This window comes from Sinorhizobium garamanticum (assembly GCF_029892065.1).
In the GTDB taxonomy this organism is placed as follows: domain Bacteria; phylum Pseudomonadota; class Alphaproteobacteria; order Rhizobiales; family Rhizobiaceae; genus Sinorhizobium; species Sinorhizobium garamanticum.
This window is the reverse complement of the sequence record NZ_CP120373.1, coordinates 3,486,887-3,500,750: the sequence shown is the minus strand read 5'-3', so window position 1 is coordinate 3,500,750 and position 13,864 is coordinate 3,486,887. Positions and strand designations below refer to the sequence as shown.

Sequence of the window (13,864 nt, the reverse complement as noted above, 5' to 3'; positions counted from 1 at the left end):
GAACGGAAAGCCGTTTCACACTTTTCCTGGAATTGCTCCTATATGCCCGCATACCAGTCGTAGCCGAGGTCCTCCCAGAAACCGCCCTTCCCCTGGCCGTACGGTGCGAGGTCGGAGGCGAGCTCGATCGAGCGAATGTATTTCGCCATTTTGTATCCGAGCTGACGCTCGACCCGCACACGCAAGGGGGCGCCATTCTCGACCGGGAGAGGTTCTTCGTTCAAGCCATAGGCCAGGATCGTCTGCGGATGGCGGGCATCCAGCATGTCGATCGACTCGTAATAGGCGACGTCCCCGGAGAGGCCGAGATTCATCGTGTCGAAGCATCGAAATACCACGTAGCGTGCCTCCGGCTTCGCGCCCGCTTCGTCCAGAACGGCAGCGAGCGGGACACCCGTCCACTTGGCGATGCAACTCCAGCCTTCGACGCAATCGTGGCGGGTGATCTGCGTGCGTGACGGCATGTTGCGCAACTCGTCGAGCGAAAGCCTCAGCGGCCGGTCGACAAGCCCGCCGACGTCCAAACGGTAGCCGGCGAAGCCGGCATCCCGAAGCGCGATGTATGTGGCGTCGGTCGGGTCGGTGGAGCCGTTCGGCCTTTGCCCCTGGCGGATCTCGCTCTCCGAAAATTCTTTTGCCAGACTGTCGGCGCCGATCAGGAAGCGCTGGACGCGATAGGTTAGGCCATTCGCCTTGGCCATCGCATCACGTGCGGTCGCCCCGCTCGACAGCATGCCGTCCAACGCATCGCATCCAGCAAGGGGCAACGTCGAGGCTGCGACACCCGCCGCGGTCAAAAGCCGCCTACGGTTGATGATGATCCGGCTCATCGTTCGGGTCCTCCCTCGGCTACCTCCCGGTCGATTCGGTACCGCCCGGTCACCATTGAGCGCATCTCGTTGATCGGTCCGGCGGCAAAGACCATGAAGATGTGGATGGCAAAGAAGCCCACGAGCAGCAGCATGACTGCAAAATGGATGGTGCGCGCCGTCTGGCGGCCGCCGAAGATCTCCGTGAGCCAGGGCACGGCGGCGTTCATTCCCGGTGACATCGTCAGTCCCGTCAGGATCATCAGCGGGAAAAGCACCAGAAGAACAATCGCATAGGAGATTTTCTGTAGACCGTTGTAGGAGTGGCCACTATGGAAACGGAACCGCAAATGATCGACGAAACTGCCCGGCAGGCCGCGAATATCCGAGAAGGTCGGCAGGATATCGCGCCGCAGATGGCCGTTGATCAGGCTCGCGGCAAACCATGAGATGAACGTCGCCGCGAACAGCCAGGCGAAGAAGAAGTGGACGACCCTGCCTGTCGCAAGATCGTGATAGGAGGGCACGGTCAGCCAGCCCGGGAACGCCTGGTACGCGCGGCTGTCCTCCGGTCCACTGACACCGAACAGGCCGGTCGTGTCGATGCTTCGACCGAACAACGTCGTCAGACCTTCGGCGTTGCCGTCGGCTCCCTTGATCGCGCGGATCGACAACACGCTGTTGTCGAATGCAAAGCCGGATTGCTCGCCGATATAAAGCGATGGGTGGGCATTGAAGATCTGCAAGCCGCTGAGGAGCAGGAAAAACAGTGCGACCGCCCATGTCCAGTGCGTGACCCGCGTCATGAGGCCATGCCGACGAATCGTCGTCCGTTGCAAGTGAATGTCATGCCTCTTTTTGTCTATCGCCGTCGCCATGTCCGAGACCTCCCGCGATATGACAATGACGTAACAGGCGGCAATGGAGTTTCAAAAACACGTCGGCGCCGCTCGCCGCGCGGTGAGGTTTGTGTGAGCCGCGTAAGCGGCACTTCTTCGTGGGGCGATGTTCACGGGAACTGCCATGTATATGAGCAATAAAGAAACCGTCCATTAACCATTTCAGCGCAAATGTGGTTGCCAGTTTCGGACGTTGACCCATCAAGGATCGATCATGTTCTCGCGCCCTTCTTTGATCGTTCGCGGCGTTGCCGCTTTTGCGCTTGCTGCCACTGTCGGCTTGGCGACGCCGGCGTCGTCCGGCGCCCGCGACAAGGCTTTTTTCGAGAGGGTAGCCGGCCAGTGGAAAGGCCCCGGCGAGATCGTCGCCGGCAAATACAAAGGCACGAAGTTTACCTGCGATCTCACCGGCGAACCGACATCGGGTGCAGACGCCGGCATCAAACTCGACGGTTTCTGCCGGGTCGGCGTCTTCAAGCAGCCGATGTCCGCCATGATCACGCAGAAGGGTAACAGCTATACGGGCAAGTTTCTCGATGGCGCCGACGGCAAGGGGCTCGATGTCGTCTCGGGCAATGTTGCCAAGGACAAGGTCGTCGTCGGAATCAACCGCAAGCAGCTCAATGGCGCGATGATAGCCCGTCTCCAGGACGCGGAGACCATGAACATCACGATCTCCGTCAAGGTCGAGGAGACGATGATCCCGGTCATCGGCGTCAACCTCAACCGGCAAATGGACGATATCGCCGTCGGCTCGATCAAGTAGCGACGGAAGACGATTTGATCAGCCCGGCTCGGCGCCGGGCGTTCCGCAAGGCATTACCAGCGTTCAGCTACGCCTGCGCCACCAATCGGCGTCGCCATCCGCCACCTCAATTCCAGTCACATCGGCATCTTTCAACCATTCGCGGACAGTACGCCCTTCTATGCAAAGGTCGGCCGCGAAGTCGGCAAGCGGCATCAGCACGAAACCTCGCACCGTCATGCGTGGATGTGGCAGTTCCAGTTTTTCGCTCGCTGAGCTCACTCCGTCGAAGGTCAGCAGATCGATGTCGATCGTGCGCGGCCCCCAGCGCTCCTTGCGAATGCGCTTCATAGCCCGCTCAATATCAAGGCAGGTGTCGAGCAGCGCCTCGGGATCGAGCGTGGTTTCTACCTCAGCGCAGGCGTTGAAGAACCAGGCCTGATCGGTCTTGCCCCATGGTGGTGTTCGGTAGAGCCGTGACACAGCGTTGATTTTGCAATCCGGTCTTTCGTCGAGTGCGCGCAACGCCTCCGCCATCGCCCGCGGCGGATCACCGAGATTGCCGCCGAGACCGAGCGTCGCGCGCCGCCAGGCCCTATTCTGCGACATGCTCGACCGTGACTTCCACATAATCCAGCACGCCCGGGACCGGCGCGTTCGGCTTGCGGATGGAAACCTTCGCGCGCCGTATTTGCCGGAAGCGGGCGCAAAGGGTCTTTGCAACCTCAAGCGCCAGCGCTTCGATCAGGTAGCGCCGGCGACCGGTGACGATTCTCTCAATTTCCGCAAAGGCAATGCCGTAATGCACGGTGTCGTCGATGCAATCCTCCGCGAGCGCCGTGCCCTGCTCGACCTCGAGCTCGGCATCAACGAAGAAGCGCTGCCCGAGAAACTCCTCCTCATCGAGCACGCCGTGGCGGGCAAAGAAAGCGCAATTCTTCAAGGTGATAATGTAGGTCGCAGTCATGGCTTCATATCCCGTCGGCTGTTCTTTGCGGCCAGCATAGCATCTGCCATTACCAGTGCATCCCTGTTGATTGCGACATCATGCACCCGAAATATCGCAGCGCCTGCGGCCCTGAGAAGCGCGGTCGTCGCCGCCGTCCCGACGTCACGCGCCGGTGCATCTCGCCCCGTGACCGCGCCGATGAAACGCTTGCGCGACGTTCCGACCAGGATCGGCAAGCCGAAGCGGTGCAACTCGCTGAAGCGTGCCATCAGTTCGAGATTTTCATCGGCATCCTTGGCAAATCCGAAACCCGGATCGAGTACGATTCTTTCCCGCGCGACACCGGCCCTGGCTGCGATCTCAAGCGATCGATCGAGAAAATGAAACTGATCTTCGACGACATCATCAAGTTTCTGCCTGTCGCGGCCCGTGTGCATGATGCAGAGCCCTGCTCCCGTTGCCGCCGCGACATCCGCGATCGCCGGCTCGCGCTGCAACCCGTGCACGTCATTGACGATGTGGGCGCCGGCTTCGACGGCGAGCCGCGCCGTTTCGGCGCGGTAGGTGTCGACGGAAATGATCGCATCGGTTTCGCGAGCAAGCCCGGCGATCACCGGAAGGATGCGCGCCTGCTCCTCCTCGGCCGTCACCGGCTCGGCGTCCGGGCGGGTGGATTCGCCACCGACATCGAGGATTTCCGCGCCCTGCTCCAGCGCATGCCGACCGGCAGTCACGGCCGCAGCGGCATCGATGAAACGCCCGCCGTCGGAGAACGAATCCGGCGTGACATTGATGATCGCCATCAAAACGCCACGCGGCCCTAGTTCGAGACTGCGCCCGTGCGCCAATTTCCAGCGAGACACCTGAAATGGAGTTTTCGTCATGTTCTCATGATCCCGCGATGCCGAGAGGTGTGCCACATTGCTTGGCCGCACCAAGATAGATCAGCCTGTTCAATATCAAAGAGTTGCGAAGCTTTCTTCAAGATACTCCGAGAGTTTCGAGCGCCATCTCAGTCGATTTGTGTTGCGCTCGGGCTGGCTATGCCCCAAGCTTCAACGAAGTTCAACCAAAGAGAACCACGCATTGATGTACCGAGTACGCGTTCCGCTGAAAGCCGCTCTCGTCGCGCTCTTCGTCGGCCTTCCGCTGGGGAGCGTCGCGGCAGAGACTGTGTTCAGCAAGAGCTTCACCTATTTCTCGATCGGCGGTCGTACGGCAGCCGAACTCGACAAGGCACTTGCTGCGGCCGGCCCTGTGATGACAAGCACCGGTGCGCGCCATCCCGGAGCCACGCGGATCAAGTTCGGTGGCACGATCACCTATGTCAGCCGCAGTGGGCGCTGCGCCATCGGCACGGCGCGCGTGACTCTCAGCACACGTATCATCCTGCCGCGTTGGAAATATCGCAAACAGGCGGGGCGTGATCTCGCTTTGGTTTGGGACACGCTCGCAAGCGACATAAAGCGCCACGAGGAGCGGCATGCGGAGATCGCGCGCAATCATGCGCGCCAGATGGAAAAAGCGTTTCTCGCGCTGAAACCGGAGGCGGATTGCGAGCGGATGCAAGCCAAAGTGGCTCGGACAAGTGCGACCGAAGTTGAAAGCCACGATAAGGACCAGGCACGCTTCGACCGCACTGAGGCCGCAAACTTCGATCGTCGCATGATCCGGTTGCTGCAATACCGGCTGGATAGCCTCAAAGACGGGCGCTGAGGCCGTCGCCCCCCTGCTCTCCGCGGGCCTTGCGCTGCTATTCACAACGCGACTGCCCGTGTTGTTCAAGAAGCAAAAAATTCGCCCCCAAGAACAGGGTGACTGCAGCCTGACAGTGCGCAAAGCGGCTGCTCAAAACCCACGGTATTTTATTGGCGAATTCTAACGATGGCAGTGGGACGCCGACTCAGCTATATTGTTACTATGAAGTGAGAGGTGGAGTTGAAGTTCAACCTCTCGACGAGATGAATGTTTAGCTGTCGGCCGATAGTTAAGACGTTGTACTCGTATATGGCTTTATTTTGGTTTCGCGTCGTTGCTTTGAGCGTTTAATACAGCGCCGAAGCAATGAAGCAAAAACAGGTTCTCCTGGCGTGTCCTGGTGCTGCAGATGTTCCCTCCCTCATCTGTATGCGATACGCCCTCCTTGCCTCGCTCGTCGGCGTGACCAGCGAGGCATTTTTTTGTGCGCTATGCAGAAATTCAAGGTTCTACAGCGACCTTTGCGCATCTGGTTAGACGCGCGGCGCTGTAGAGTAGCCGCCGACAACGGCCCCGGGATCAGGCCTGGCGTTCCGGAACGTGGACGACCAGGCCGTCCAGTGCCTCACTCATCTTGATCTGGCAGGAAAGCCGCGACGTCGGACGAACGTCGTAGGCGAAGTCCAGCATGTCCTCTTCCATAGCCTCCGGCGCGCCGACGGCAGCCGCCCACTCGTCGTCGATATAGACATGACAGGTCGCGCAGGCGCAGGCTCCGCCGCATTCGGCTTCGATGCCCGGTACAGAATTGCGAACCGCATTCTCCATGACCGTGGAGCCGTTCTCGACATCGAGTTCGTGGCGCGTGCCGTCAAAGGCTACGATCGTAAGTTTTGTCATTTCACTTTCCGGAATGGATTGTAGGATTGGCCACCAGCACAAGATCCTGCTCCAACAGGCGGCGACGGCGCGAATTCAGGGCACGTTCTTCCAACAAATTGGCCAGCCAGTCAACAACAGCCGGTCGTGCCCTCGTGGCACATGCTCGTCGGCACGGCCACGAAGGGCGTTTAATACACGAGGTACCGCGACAGAGTTGAAGTCAGCGGCAAAGCTTCAGGATGAAAAGCTCGGTCACGAGCACGGCCGCGCCGAGCGCCCCGGCAAGGATCGCGTTTCCTGGTTCGCGCTCGATCGCGGCAGCCGCCTGTGCGACGTCGACGGCACCGACAGCGAGCGCCGCACCTTTCAGGCGATGCGCAGCCTGGACGCGCCGATCGGCGTCACCGGCAGCGATCTCGCCCACCGCTTGCCGTGCCTGCCGCGCAAACAACTGCAGGACTTCGATCTCCAGTTCCTTGTCCCCCATCGTCTGCTTGCCAAGCTGGGCGAAGTCGATGGGCTTTTTGCCGAGGGATGAACTCCCCTGGTTGTCCGGTGTCTCGAAGGCTATCTTGAGTGCCGCCATGGGTCAGTTTCCTGTCAATAGGTGTCATGTTCGCCGGCGTTGTCGTGCCGCATAGAGCATGCGTGGATCATCGACCGGTGCCGCTGCCATCCGCTTAAAGCGCGATGCAAGCGGCGCAGGAATCTGAGGAAATGGTTAACGGACGTTAAACGGGCTGATTTCCTTGGCTTTTCCCGCCGGAAGGCCGTCATTCTGTTAAGAAATCATTAGGATTTTAATGAATGCGGATTGCGCTTAATTGTAAGAACCTGGCTAATGTGTCACTACGATACGGTCAGGAATGTGTTTGCGTACGAAAGTGGCAACTGTTCCGGTGGATAAGCTGTGTGCTCGGTGCCGAAAGGCCTTAGTTCCGGCTATCCATCGAGGCAATGGAATGGGTGATCAGGCAGGGTATTACGCAGATGTGGTGTGTGTATCCTGGTGTCACCGCCCTGTTTCGGATGTCTTCGGGTGCCTCCCCGGCGCTGCGGAGATGGCCATCGGCGGGCAATAGTAGTGAGGCGTATCCCTATGGCGACGAAAAAGAGCAGTGAGTCGATCGACGAAAAGGCGTTCCAGGCACTGGAAGCGGCCCTGAAAATCGACTTTGACGACCTTAAGTCGGCTCTGAATGACAAGACTTCCTTGGATGAACCGGAGGAAACCGTGTCTGAGCCCAGCAAGCAGGCGGCGGCAGCATCTGGTCAGGCGCAGGCTCCAAAGGCGCAGCAGGAAGCGCCGAAGGCGGTACGCAGCCTCGCGCCAGAACCCGCGCCGAAACAGCCACCGCTTTCGCCTGCAAATGACGATACGCGCCGATCGCCGGCCGCAATGCTGCGTTCTCTCGAAGTCCGCACCAGCCGCGCGGCAATCCGTACCGCTGCGCTGGTGTCGCTGCTTTGGGCCTTCGCCGGTCTCGCCGTTGCCCACCTCCTCTACGCCCCGCAGATTTGGCAGATCCGTTCGCCTGCCGATCTCGCCGCCACGCCGGGTGCAATCGGCATTCTTATCGGCATCGCCCTGCCCGTGATGGCGTTCTTCTCCTTTGCCGTCATGATCGCGAGGGCGCAGGATCTGCGCAATGCGGCGCGCTCGATGGCGGAGGTCGCACTGCGTCTTGCCGAGCCGGAAACAACCGCCGCAGACCGCGTGATGACCGTCGGCCAGGCCGTCCGTCGCGAAGTGTCAGCAATGAATGAAGGTATCGAGCGGACCATCGCACGTGCGACGGAACTCGAAACGCTGGTCCACTCCGAGGTCAATGCGCTCGAACGCAGCTACAGCGAAAACGAACTTCGCGTTCGCACCCTCGTCCAGGAACTGGGGCTTGAGCGCGAAGCGATCATCGGTCACGCGGACCGTATCCGCACGTCGATCGCCGGTGCGCACACCAAGCTGAAGGACGATCTGGAACTGGCGAGCGAGGATATCGCCTCGCGCATTGCTGTGTCCGGCGAAGCCTTCGCTTCTTTGATCGATACGCGCTCGGCCGCCCTCAGCGAAAGGTCGGAAAACGCGCTGCAGACCATCAGCACGATGCTGTCCACCCGTACTGATGCGCTGCTTTCCGGACTGACGACGGCCGGTGTCGCGCTCAGCAATGAATTCGACGCACGGCTCGACGCATTGAGCGAGACCCTGGAGAAACGCGGCGAGCAGCTGCTCGGCCAGTTCGAGACCCGCGCTTCGACCCTCGATGCCAATACCGAAAAACTGAATGCCGCCCTTAACGAGCGTGCGCGCCAGCTCAACGAAACGCTGATCGCACGGACCCGCGACCTCAACGAGAGCCTGAGCGTCGGCCAGCAGGCGATCGCCGGCGGGCTCGATGACGTGCTTGCCTCGCTCAACTCCGCCCTTGACGAAAAGGGCGCAAGCTTCAGGCAGAGTCTTAAGACAAGCGCCGACGACGCGATCATGGATCTCGATCTTCGCGGCGGTTTCTTTGAAGAGAAGCTGCAGACCACGGTTGGCCATTTGGCGACGGCCTTCGACGAACGCTTCCACGAATTCGCCAGCGCCTTCGACAAGCGAGCTAGCCTCCTCGACACCAAGCTGATGGAAAGCCTGCACCGGATCAACGAGACCGTTTCCGGTGGCTCGGAGGCGATCGGCAGCGCGCTCGATAGCGGTATCGACAAGATCGGTTCGGCCCTCTCCGACCAGTCGCTGACGCTTGCCACGGCCCTTGGCGCGACACAGGATTTCATCGAGGAAAGTATCGGCAGCCGTACGTCCGAGCTCGGCAACCTCATTGGTGGTGCGCAGGAGCGCATCGAGAGCGTGCTTTCTGAGAAAACCGGTTCGCTGATGGGGGCGCTTACCGAGGCACAGGAACGGATCGAGAATGGCTTCGGCCGGCGTGCCGATGCGCTTACCGATGCGCTGACGACCAGCGAGCAGCGCCTGACCGAGGGGCTTGATTCGCGCACGTCCGCCTTCATCGACGGCCTGCAATCCGCGCATGCGCGGATCGAACAGACACTCACAGGCACGACCGACGAAATCACCAGCGCGATCGCGGCAAGCCAGCATCGCCTGGACAACACGCTTTCGGAGCGCACTGCCGCCATCTCGACCGCCCTTACCTCCGGCGTGAGCCTCGTAGAAGGTGCCGTCGCCGGTACCGCTGATCGACTGGAGCGCGTCCTCTCCGAGCGCGGACAGGCGATCTCCGAAGCGCTCAGCAGCCAGACCCAAACGCTCGAGGGTGTGCTGTCGCAACGCGGCGAGGCGATCACCGACGCGCTTAGCAACCAGACGACGGCGCTCGATGGCATCCTTTCGGAGCGCGCAACGCAGATCAACTCGACGATGTCGGCCCGCGCCAATGAAATGGCCGACACTCTCAGCCGCCACGCCGAAGACGTTGCCGACAACCTGACGTTCCGCGCAATGGCTGTCGCCGAGACGATGACGGACCGCGTCGGCGAGATCGAGAACAAGCTTTCGCAAAGCGTATCGGAGGTAGCCGAGAACCTCGGCAGCCGCGTCAGCCAGATCGCCGGCACGCTCACCGAAACAAGCGCTCGTATCGCCGAAGATCTGAGCGGCCGCGTCGGCAAGATTTCGGACGCCTTGACCGGCACCAGCGCCGAGATCGCAGAGGCGCTTACTGCCCGCACATCCGAGGCGACCGCCTCGCTCGCCGGCAAGGCTGCGGAAATCGAACAGGCGCTTTCCGGCAAGACCGAGCATCTGCGCGATACGCTCACGACGACGCATGACCAGATACGGGCGACGCTCGATGATCGGATCCACGCGATCAATCTGGCCGTCGGCCAGGGCCGCGAACAGCTTGAGGATCTGTTGTCCGATCAGTCCATGGCGATCGCGACGACGCTCGCGACCAGCGCCAGCATGCTGGAGATGTCGCTTGAGGAGCGACAGGCATCGATCGCCGGTGTCATCGACCGCAGCGCCGAAACACTCGACGCGCGCATGCGCTCGACCACCGGCAATATCGCTGAGCGCCTTGCCGAGACGGCCGACCAGATCAGTATTGCGGCCGACACGCTCACCAATCGCGTCGACATTTCGATCAACAGCATCAACAACCGCCTCGATGATACCGGCACCCGCATTGAGGCTAGCCTCGGCTCGCTCGAAGATCGCGTTCAGGGCAGCGCTGTTAGCGTCAACGCGTTCGTCGACGAAGCCGGCACGCGCATCGAAACGAGCCTTGGTTCGCTTGAGGAGCGTATTCGCGGCACTGTCGGTACCGTCAGCGGCATCGTCGACGATACGGGTATCCGCATCGAGAACCGCCTCGGCGCCGTGGAAGAGCGCATCCGCGGCAGCGTTGGCAACGTCAGTGCGATCGTCGACGACACCGGGGCGCGCATCGAAACAAGCCTCGGTTCGCTCGAAGAGCGCATCCGCGGCAGCGTCAGCAACGTCAGTACGATCGTCGACGACACGGGGGCGCGTATCGAAACAAGCCTCGGTTCGCTCGAAGAGCGAATTCGCGACAGTGTCGGCAGCGTCAACGCCATCGTCGACGATGCCGGACAGCGGATCGCCGACAGCCTTGGCGAACGCGCCGGGGAGATCGATCGGATCAGCGAGACGGCGGCAACCCGCATCTCCACGGCGATCGAGGCCGGCACAGGCCGTATCGAAGAGCGGCTCGGTACGATGGATCGTGCGCTCAACATCGGTCTCGAAAACGTCAACCGGACGATCGAAGGCAAGGCAGCCGCTCTCGTTACCAGCTTGCGCGGTGCGGTAAGCAGCGCAGCCCAGGAGCTCGACGCGGAAGCTGCGCGTTCGGCCGACCTTTTGTCCCGGGCCGGCGCGGATTTCGCCGACGCACTTGCCGCACGCAACGCCGAATTCGCGACCTCGATCGAGCAGACCGCGTCGTCTACGGCCGCCCGCCATGCCGACCTCGCCCGCTCGGTTACGGACGCCGCGGATACGGCGACCGCCCGCCTTGCCTCCACCCATAACCAGGTGGCAAGCCACGCCCAGGGCATCCAGCAGAGCCTCTCGGATGCGGAAAAGGCGCTTGAGGCCCGCGGCCAGGCCATTCGCAGCACGCTCGACGAACGCACCCGCGAACTCAATTCGATGCTCGCCGGTCGCTCGCTCGAGCTTTCCCGCCTTCTCGACGAGCAGGCACGGCCCGTCATTGAGCAGTATGCTGCAACCGGCAAGGAAGCCGCCGAGCGGATCGCTACCCTCACCCAGGAAAGCGCGGATCGCCTGCGCGCTGAAAATGCGGCGCTCATCAACGCGATTACCGAGCGGACCGACGAAACGCTCAACGCCATCACGCTGCGCGCGGAAGAGACGGCCAAGGCCATGAAGATGGTCGAGAACCGTCTCCAGTCGACGGCGATGGGCCTTATCGACCAGCTCGCCGCCAACAATTCGGCGATCGCGACCGTTATCGACCAGGCGAGCGACAATCTCGGCGACATGGACCAGCGCCTCGAGGCGACGGCATCGAAGTTCTCGGAAACGACACGGCAGGCGTCCGACATGCTCTCGAGTTCCGCGCGCCTCATCGAAGGCCGTGTCGACAAGTTGTCCGACATCGCTGGCTCGACGCTTTCTCAGATCGGTGGGATCGTCGGCCGCTTCGAGGATCACTCGAAGGTTCTCGGCCAGGCGTCCGACCTGCTGGCCGCCGCCCAGTCGAACCTGGTCAGCACGCTCGAAGAGCGTCAGGGCGCACTGCGGACCCTTTCCGTCGGCCTGGTGCAGCGCTCGGAGGAAATCGAACGGACGATGCGGGCACTGGAAGGCTTCGTCGACGGCGCCTTCCAGCGCGCCGAAGAACGCTCCGGTCAGGTCGCCGGCAATCTTCGCAATGGCATCCAGTCTTCCTTCGCGGACGTCGGCCGCCTGCTGTCGAGCACCGAACAGCGTGCGAACGAGGCTGCCGAAGCGATGCGCAACGCTCTGGCGCAGGCTGGCGAGGAAGCAGGCGCGTCGGTCGAAGGCGTCTTCGCGCGCGCCGAGGAACGGACTCGCCAGATCGCCAACACGTTGCGCTCGGGCGTTGAAACCTCGTTCGCCGACGTCAACAAGACCCTGTCGCAGGTGGAGGGGCGCGCGCTCAGCGCCTCCGAGGCACTTCGCCAAGCTATCGCCAAGGCAGGCGAGGATGCCGGTCAATCGATCGAGGGCGCCTTCGCAAACGCCGAGGAACGTTCTAAGGAAGTGGCGTCTCGCCTGCGCGGCAGTGTCGGAGCCTCGGTGTCCGACATCGAGCGCATGCTGGCGGAAAGCGGCAAGAAGTCTGACGGCGTCGCCACCCAACTGCGCGAGGCCGTCCGTCAGGCAATCGATGAGGCGATCAACCGCTTCAGCGGTGCGACCGACGATATCCGGCGCTCCGCCACCGAGATCCGCAAGGAACTCGACATGACCCGCGAGGAACTGAAGCGCGGCGCCTTCGACCTGCCCGAAGAGGCAAAGGAGAACGCCTCGATGATGCGGCGCGCCGTCTCCGAGCAGATCAAGGCGCTGCAGGAGCTTTCCGAAATCATCGGCAAGTCGTCCACGCAGCTAGAGGTCGCGCAGCCGGTTCGCCAGCAGGCCGTTTCGAATGCTCCGGCCCCTGCCGCCCCTCGCCCGGTCGTCCAGCAACCGCTCGCGGAGACGCGGCGTGAGCAGCCGGCCCCAGCACCGGCTCCCGCTCCCGCTCCGGCGCCGGCTCCCACCTTGCGCGGAAGCCTTGGGCTGGAGCAGGCCACGCGCCCGCAGCCGCCTGCCCGCCAGGATGTGGCCGAGGACCGCTCGGAGGAAGGCGGCGGCTGGATGCGCGACTTGCTTCGCGCGGCTTCGCGTGAAGAAGCGCCCGCCACCGCACGCCAGCGGCCGGCGGAAAGCCAGCCTTCGGTGCGCCCCGGCGATAACCGCAATCCGCGCCATGTGGTCGAGTCGTTGAACTCGCTTTCGGTCGACATCGCCCGGGCGATCGACCACGACGCGTCGGTGGATCTCTGGCGGCGTTATCAGCGCGGCGAACGCGATGTGTTCACGCGCCGGCTCTACACGCTCAAGGGCCAGCAGACATTCGACGAGATCAAGCGCAAGTATGATCGCGAGCCGGAATTCCGGACGGCGGTAGACCGCTACATTGCTGATTTCGAAAAGCTTCTCGCCGATGTGGCGCGGAACGATCCCGACAAGCGCATCACGCAGACCTATCTGACGTCCGATACGGGCAAGGTCTACACGATGCTCGCCCACGCGGCCGGTCGCTTCAACTGATCCGGAAGAGAGCTCCTGCAGGCAACGGCCCCGTCGAAAGATGGGGCCGTTTTCGTATCCGCCGTACCGCAGGCGACCACAGAGATCCTCGCAGGCGCGAGCGACGCGGCGTCAACCGTGTCGACCGCGGTTGCCCACGCTCAGAGAATTGTTCTCCTTCTCCGCCGACGGGTTGTCCTCGCCTCTGACGATTGTGGTGGCGCCCAACCAATCGCGCTCTTGTAGATCGGCCTTGCGGGAACAGTCAGCACGCGCGAGAGACGGCGTCGTTCGCTACTGCATGTTCCCTTAAATCGTGACCGATTTAGGGATGAAAACATGCAGCAATTCAAAGTGCTACAGCGTCCTTCGCGCGTCTGATCACAGTGCACGACAGAAGCCAGTTTCGGCCTCGTCAGTTGCGGTACGGCAAGGCTTCTCGTCTCATCCTCATTCCTGTGCTTGTCACAGGAATCCAGCCCAGGTCTTAGGCTGAAAAGACGCGCCGCGGACTTGGGCCGCCGCGTCTGATAAGACGCGCGGCGCCGTAAACGACAAAGCAGCGCCGTCGAGGCGTATGACGCCCAGACGGCGAATGGTCCTTAAATC

At 62.0% G+C, this 13,864-nt stretch carries 10 protein-coding genes; 3 read left to right on the top strand and 7 right to left on the bottom strand.

The genetic code is table 11. The features are described from left to right. Positions 1-38 precede the first annotated feature (38 nt). Both PZN02_RS16485 and PZN02_RS16480 read right to left on the bottom strand, forming a co-directional pair. Positions 39-830 (bottom strand): molybdopterin-binding protein, encoded by a 792-nt coding sequence (locus PZN02_RS16485; protein ID WP_280659032.1) that lies wholly within the window; start codon positions 828-830, stop codon positions 39-41. Then, positions 827-1,687: a cytochrome b/b6 domain-containing protein gene (locus tag PZN02_RS16480; RefSeq protein WP_425336252.1), complete on the bottom strand. Its 861-nt coding sequence runs from the start codon at positions 1,685-1,687 to the stop codon at positions 827-829. The genes PZN02_RS16485 and PZN02_RS16480 overlap by 4 nt, the downstream gene beginning before the upstream one ends. A 235-nt stretch (positions 1,688-1,922) precedes the next feature. Between PZN02_RS16480 and PZN02_RS16475 the strand changes: the two genes are divergently transcribed. Next, positions 1,923-2,474: a hypothetical protein gene (locus PZN02_RS16475; protein ID WP_280659030.1), complete on the top strand. Its 552-nt coding sequence runs from the start codon at positions 1,923-1,925 to the stop codon at positions 2,472-2,474. A 63-nt stretch (positions 2,475-2,537) separates the two neighbouring features. On the opposite strand, the gene folK is transcribed toward PZN02_RS16475, so the two are convergent. Genes folK through folP form a run of 3 tightly spaced genes read right to left on the bottom strand, consistent with a single transcriptional unit; the run spans position 2,538 to position 4,286 of the window. Continuing rightward, the gene (gene folK / locus PZN02_RS16470; protein ID WP_280659029.1) at positions 2,538-3,062 is read right to left on the bottom strand and encodes a 2-amino-4-hydroxy-6-hydroxymethyldihydropteridine diphosphokinase; all 525 of its coding nucleotides are present in this window, start codon (positions 3,060-3,062) and stop codon (positions 2,538-2,540) included. Beyond that, positions 3,049-3,420 carry a dihydroneopterin aldolase gene (gene folB, locus PZN02_RS16465; protein WP_136505573.1) on the bottom strand — a complete coding sequence of 124 codons (372 nt, stop codon included), beginning with the start codon at positions 3,418-3,420 and terminating at the stop codon, positions 3,049-3,051. The genes folK and folB overlap by 14 nt, the downstream gene beginning before the upstream one ends. After that, entirely contained in the window at positions 3,417-4,286 is an 870-nt protein-coding gene (gene folP, locus PZN02_RS16460) for a dihydropteroate synthase (RefSeq protein WP_280659028.1), read from the bottom strand. The genes folB and folP overlap by 4 nt, the downstream gene beginning before the upstream one ends. Positions 4,287-4,491: 205 nt before the next feature. Here folP and PZN02_RS16455 point away from each other — a divergent pair, with 205 nt between their 5' ends. Next, a complete protein-coding gene (locus tag PZN02_RS16455; RefSeq protein ID WP_280659027.1) occupies positions 4,492-5,118 on the top strand; it encodes a DUF922 domain-containing Zn-dependent protease in 627 nt (208 codons plus the stop codon). A gap of 561 nt (positions 5,119-5,679) precedes the next feature. Here PZN02_RS16455 and PZN02_RS16450 read toward each other — a convergent pair. Then, positions 5,680-6,000, bottom strand: coding sequence for a 2Fe-2S iron-sulfur cluster-binding protein (locus PZN02_RS16450; protein WP_280659025.1), 321 nt, complete (start codon positions 5,998-6,000; stop codon positions 5,680-5,682). Positions 6,001-6,202: 202 nt separating this feature from the next. After that, on the bottom strand, positions 6,203-6,568 hold the full coding sequence (locus PZN02_RS16445) for an Hpt domain-containing protein (RefSeq protein WP_280659024.1): 366 nt from the start codon (positions 6,566-6,568) through the stop codon (positions 6,203-6,205). 513 nt (positions 6,569-7,081) lie between these two features. Here PZN02_RS16445 and PZN02_RS16440 point away from each other — a divergent pair. Next, positions 7,082-13,276 (top strand): apolipoprotein A-IV repeat region-like domain-containing protein, encoded by a 6,195-nt coding sequence (locus PZN02_RS16440; protein WP_280659022.1) that lies wholly within the window; start codon positions 7,082-7,084, stop codon positions 13,274-13,276. Positions 13,277-13,864 lie beyond the last annotated feature (588 nt).

What these genes read in the sequence shown, in the direction of transcription:
- PZN02_RS16455 (WP_280659027.1), top strand. Translation starts at nt 4,492, where the DNA reads ATGTACCGAGTACGCGTTCCGCTGAAAGCCGCTCTCGTCGCGCTCTTC.
- PZN02_RS16485 (WP_280659032.1), bottom strand. Translation starts at nt 830, where the DNA reads ATGAGCCGGATCATCATCAACCGTAGGCGGCTTTTGACCGCGGCGGGT.
- PZN02_RS16450 (WP_280659025.1), bottom strand. Translation starts at nt 6,000, where the DNA reads ATGACAAAACTTACGATCGTAGCCTTTGACGGCACGCGCCACGAACTC.
- folB (WP_136505573.1), bottom strand. Translation starts at nt 3,420, where the DNA reads ATGACTGCGACCTACATTATCACCTTGAAGAATTGCGCTTTCTTTGCC.
- folK (WP_280659029.1), bottom strand. Translation starts at nt 3,062, where the DNA reads ATGTCGCAGAATAGGGCCTGGCGGCGCGCGACGCTCGGTCTCGGCGGC.
- PZN02_RS16480 (WP_425336252.1), bottom strand. Translation starts at nt 1,687, where the DNA reads ATGGCGACGGCGATAGACAAAAAGAGGCATGACATTCACTTGCAACGG.
- PZN02_RS16475 (WP_280659030.1), top strand. Translation starts at nt 1,923, where the DNA reads ATGTTCTCGCGCCCTTCTTTGATCGTTCGCGGCGTTGCCGCTTTTGCG.
- PZN02_RS16440 (WP_280659022.1), top strand. Translation starts at nt 7,082, where the DNA reads ATGGCGACGAAAAAGAGCAGTGAGTCGATCGACGAAAAGGCGTTCCAG.
- folP (WP_280659028.1), bottom strand. Translation starts at nt 4,286, where the DNA reads ATGACGAAAACTCCATTTCAGGTGTCTCGCTGGAAATTGGCGCACGGG.
- PZN02_RS16445 (WP_280659024.1), bottom strand. Translation starts at nt 6,568, where the DNA reads ATGGCGGCACTCAAGATAGCCTTCGAGACACCGGACAACCAGGGGAGT.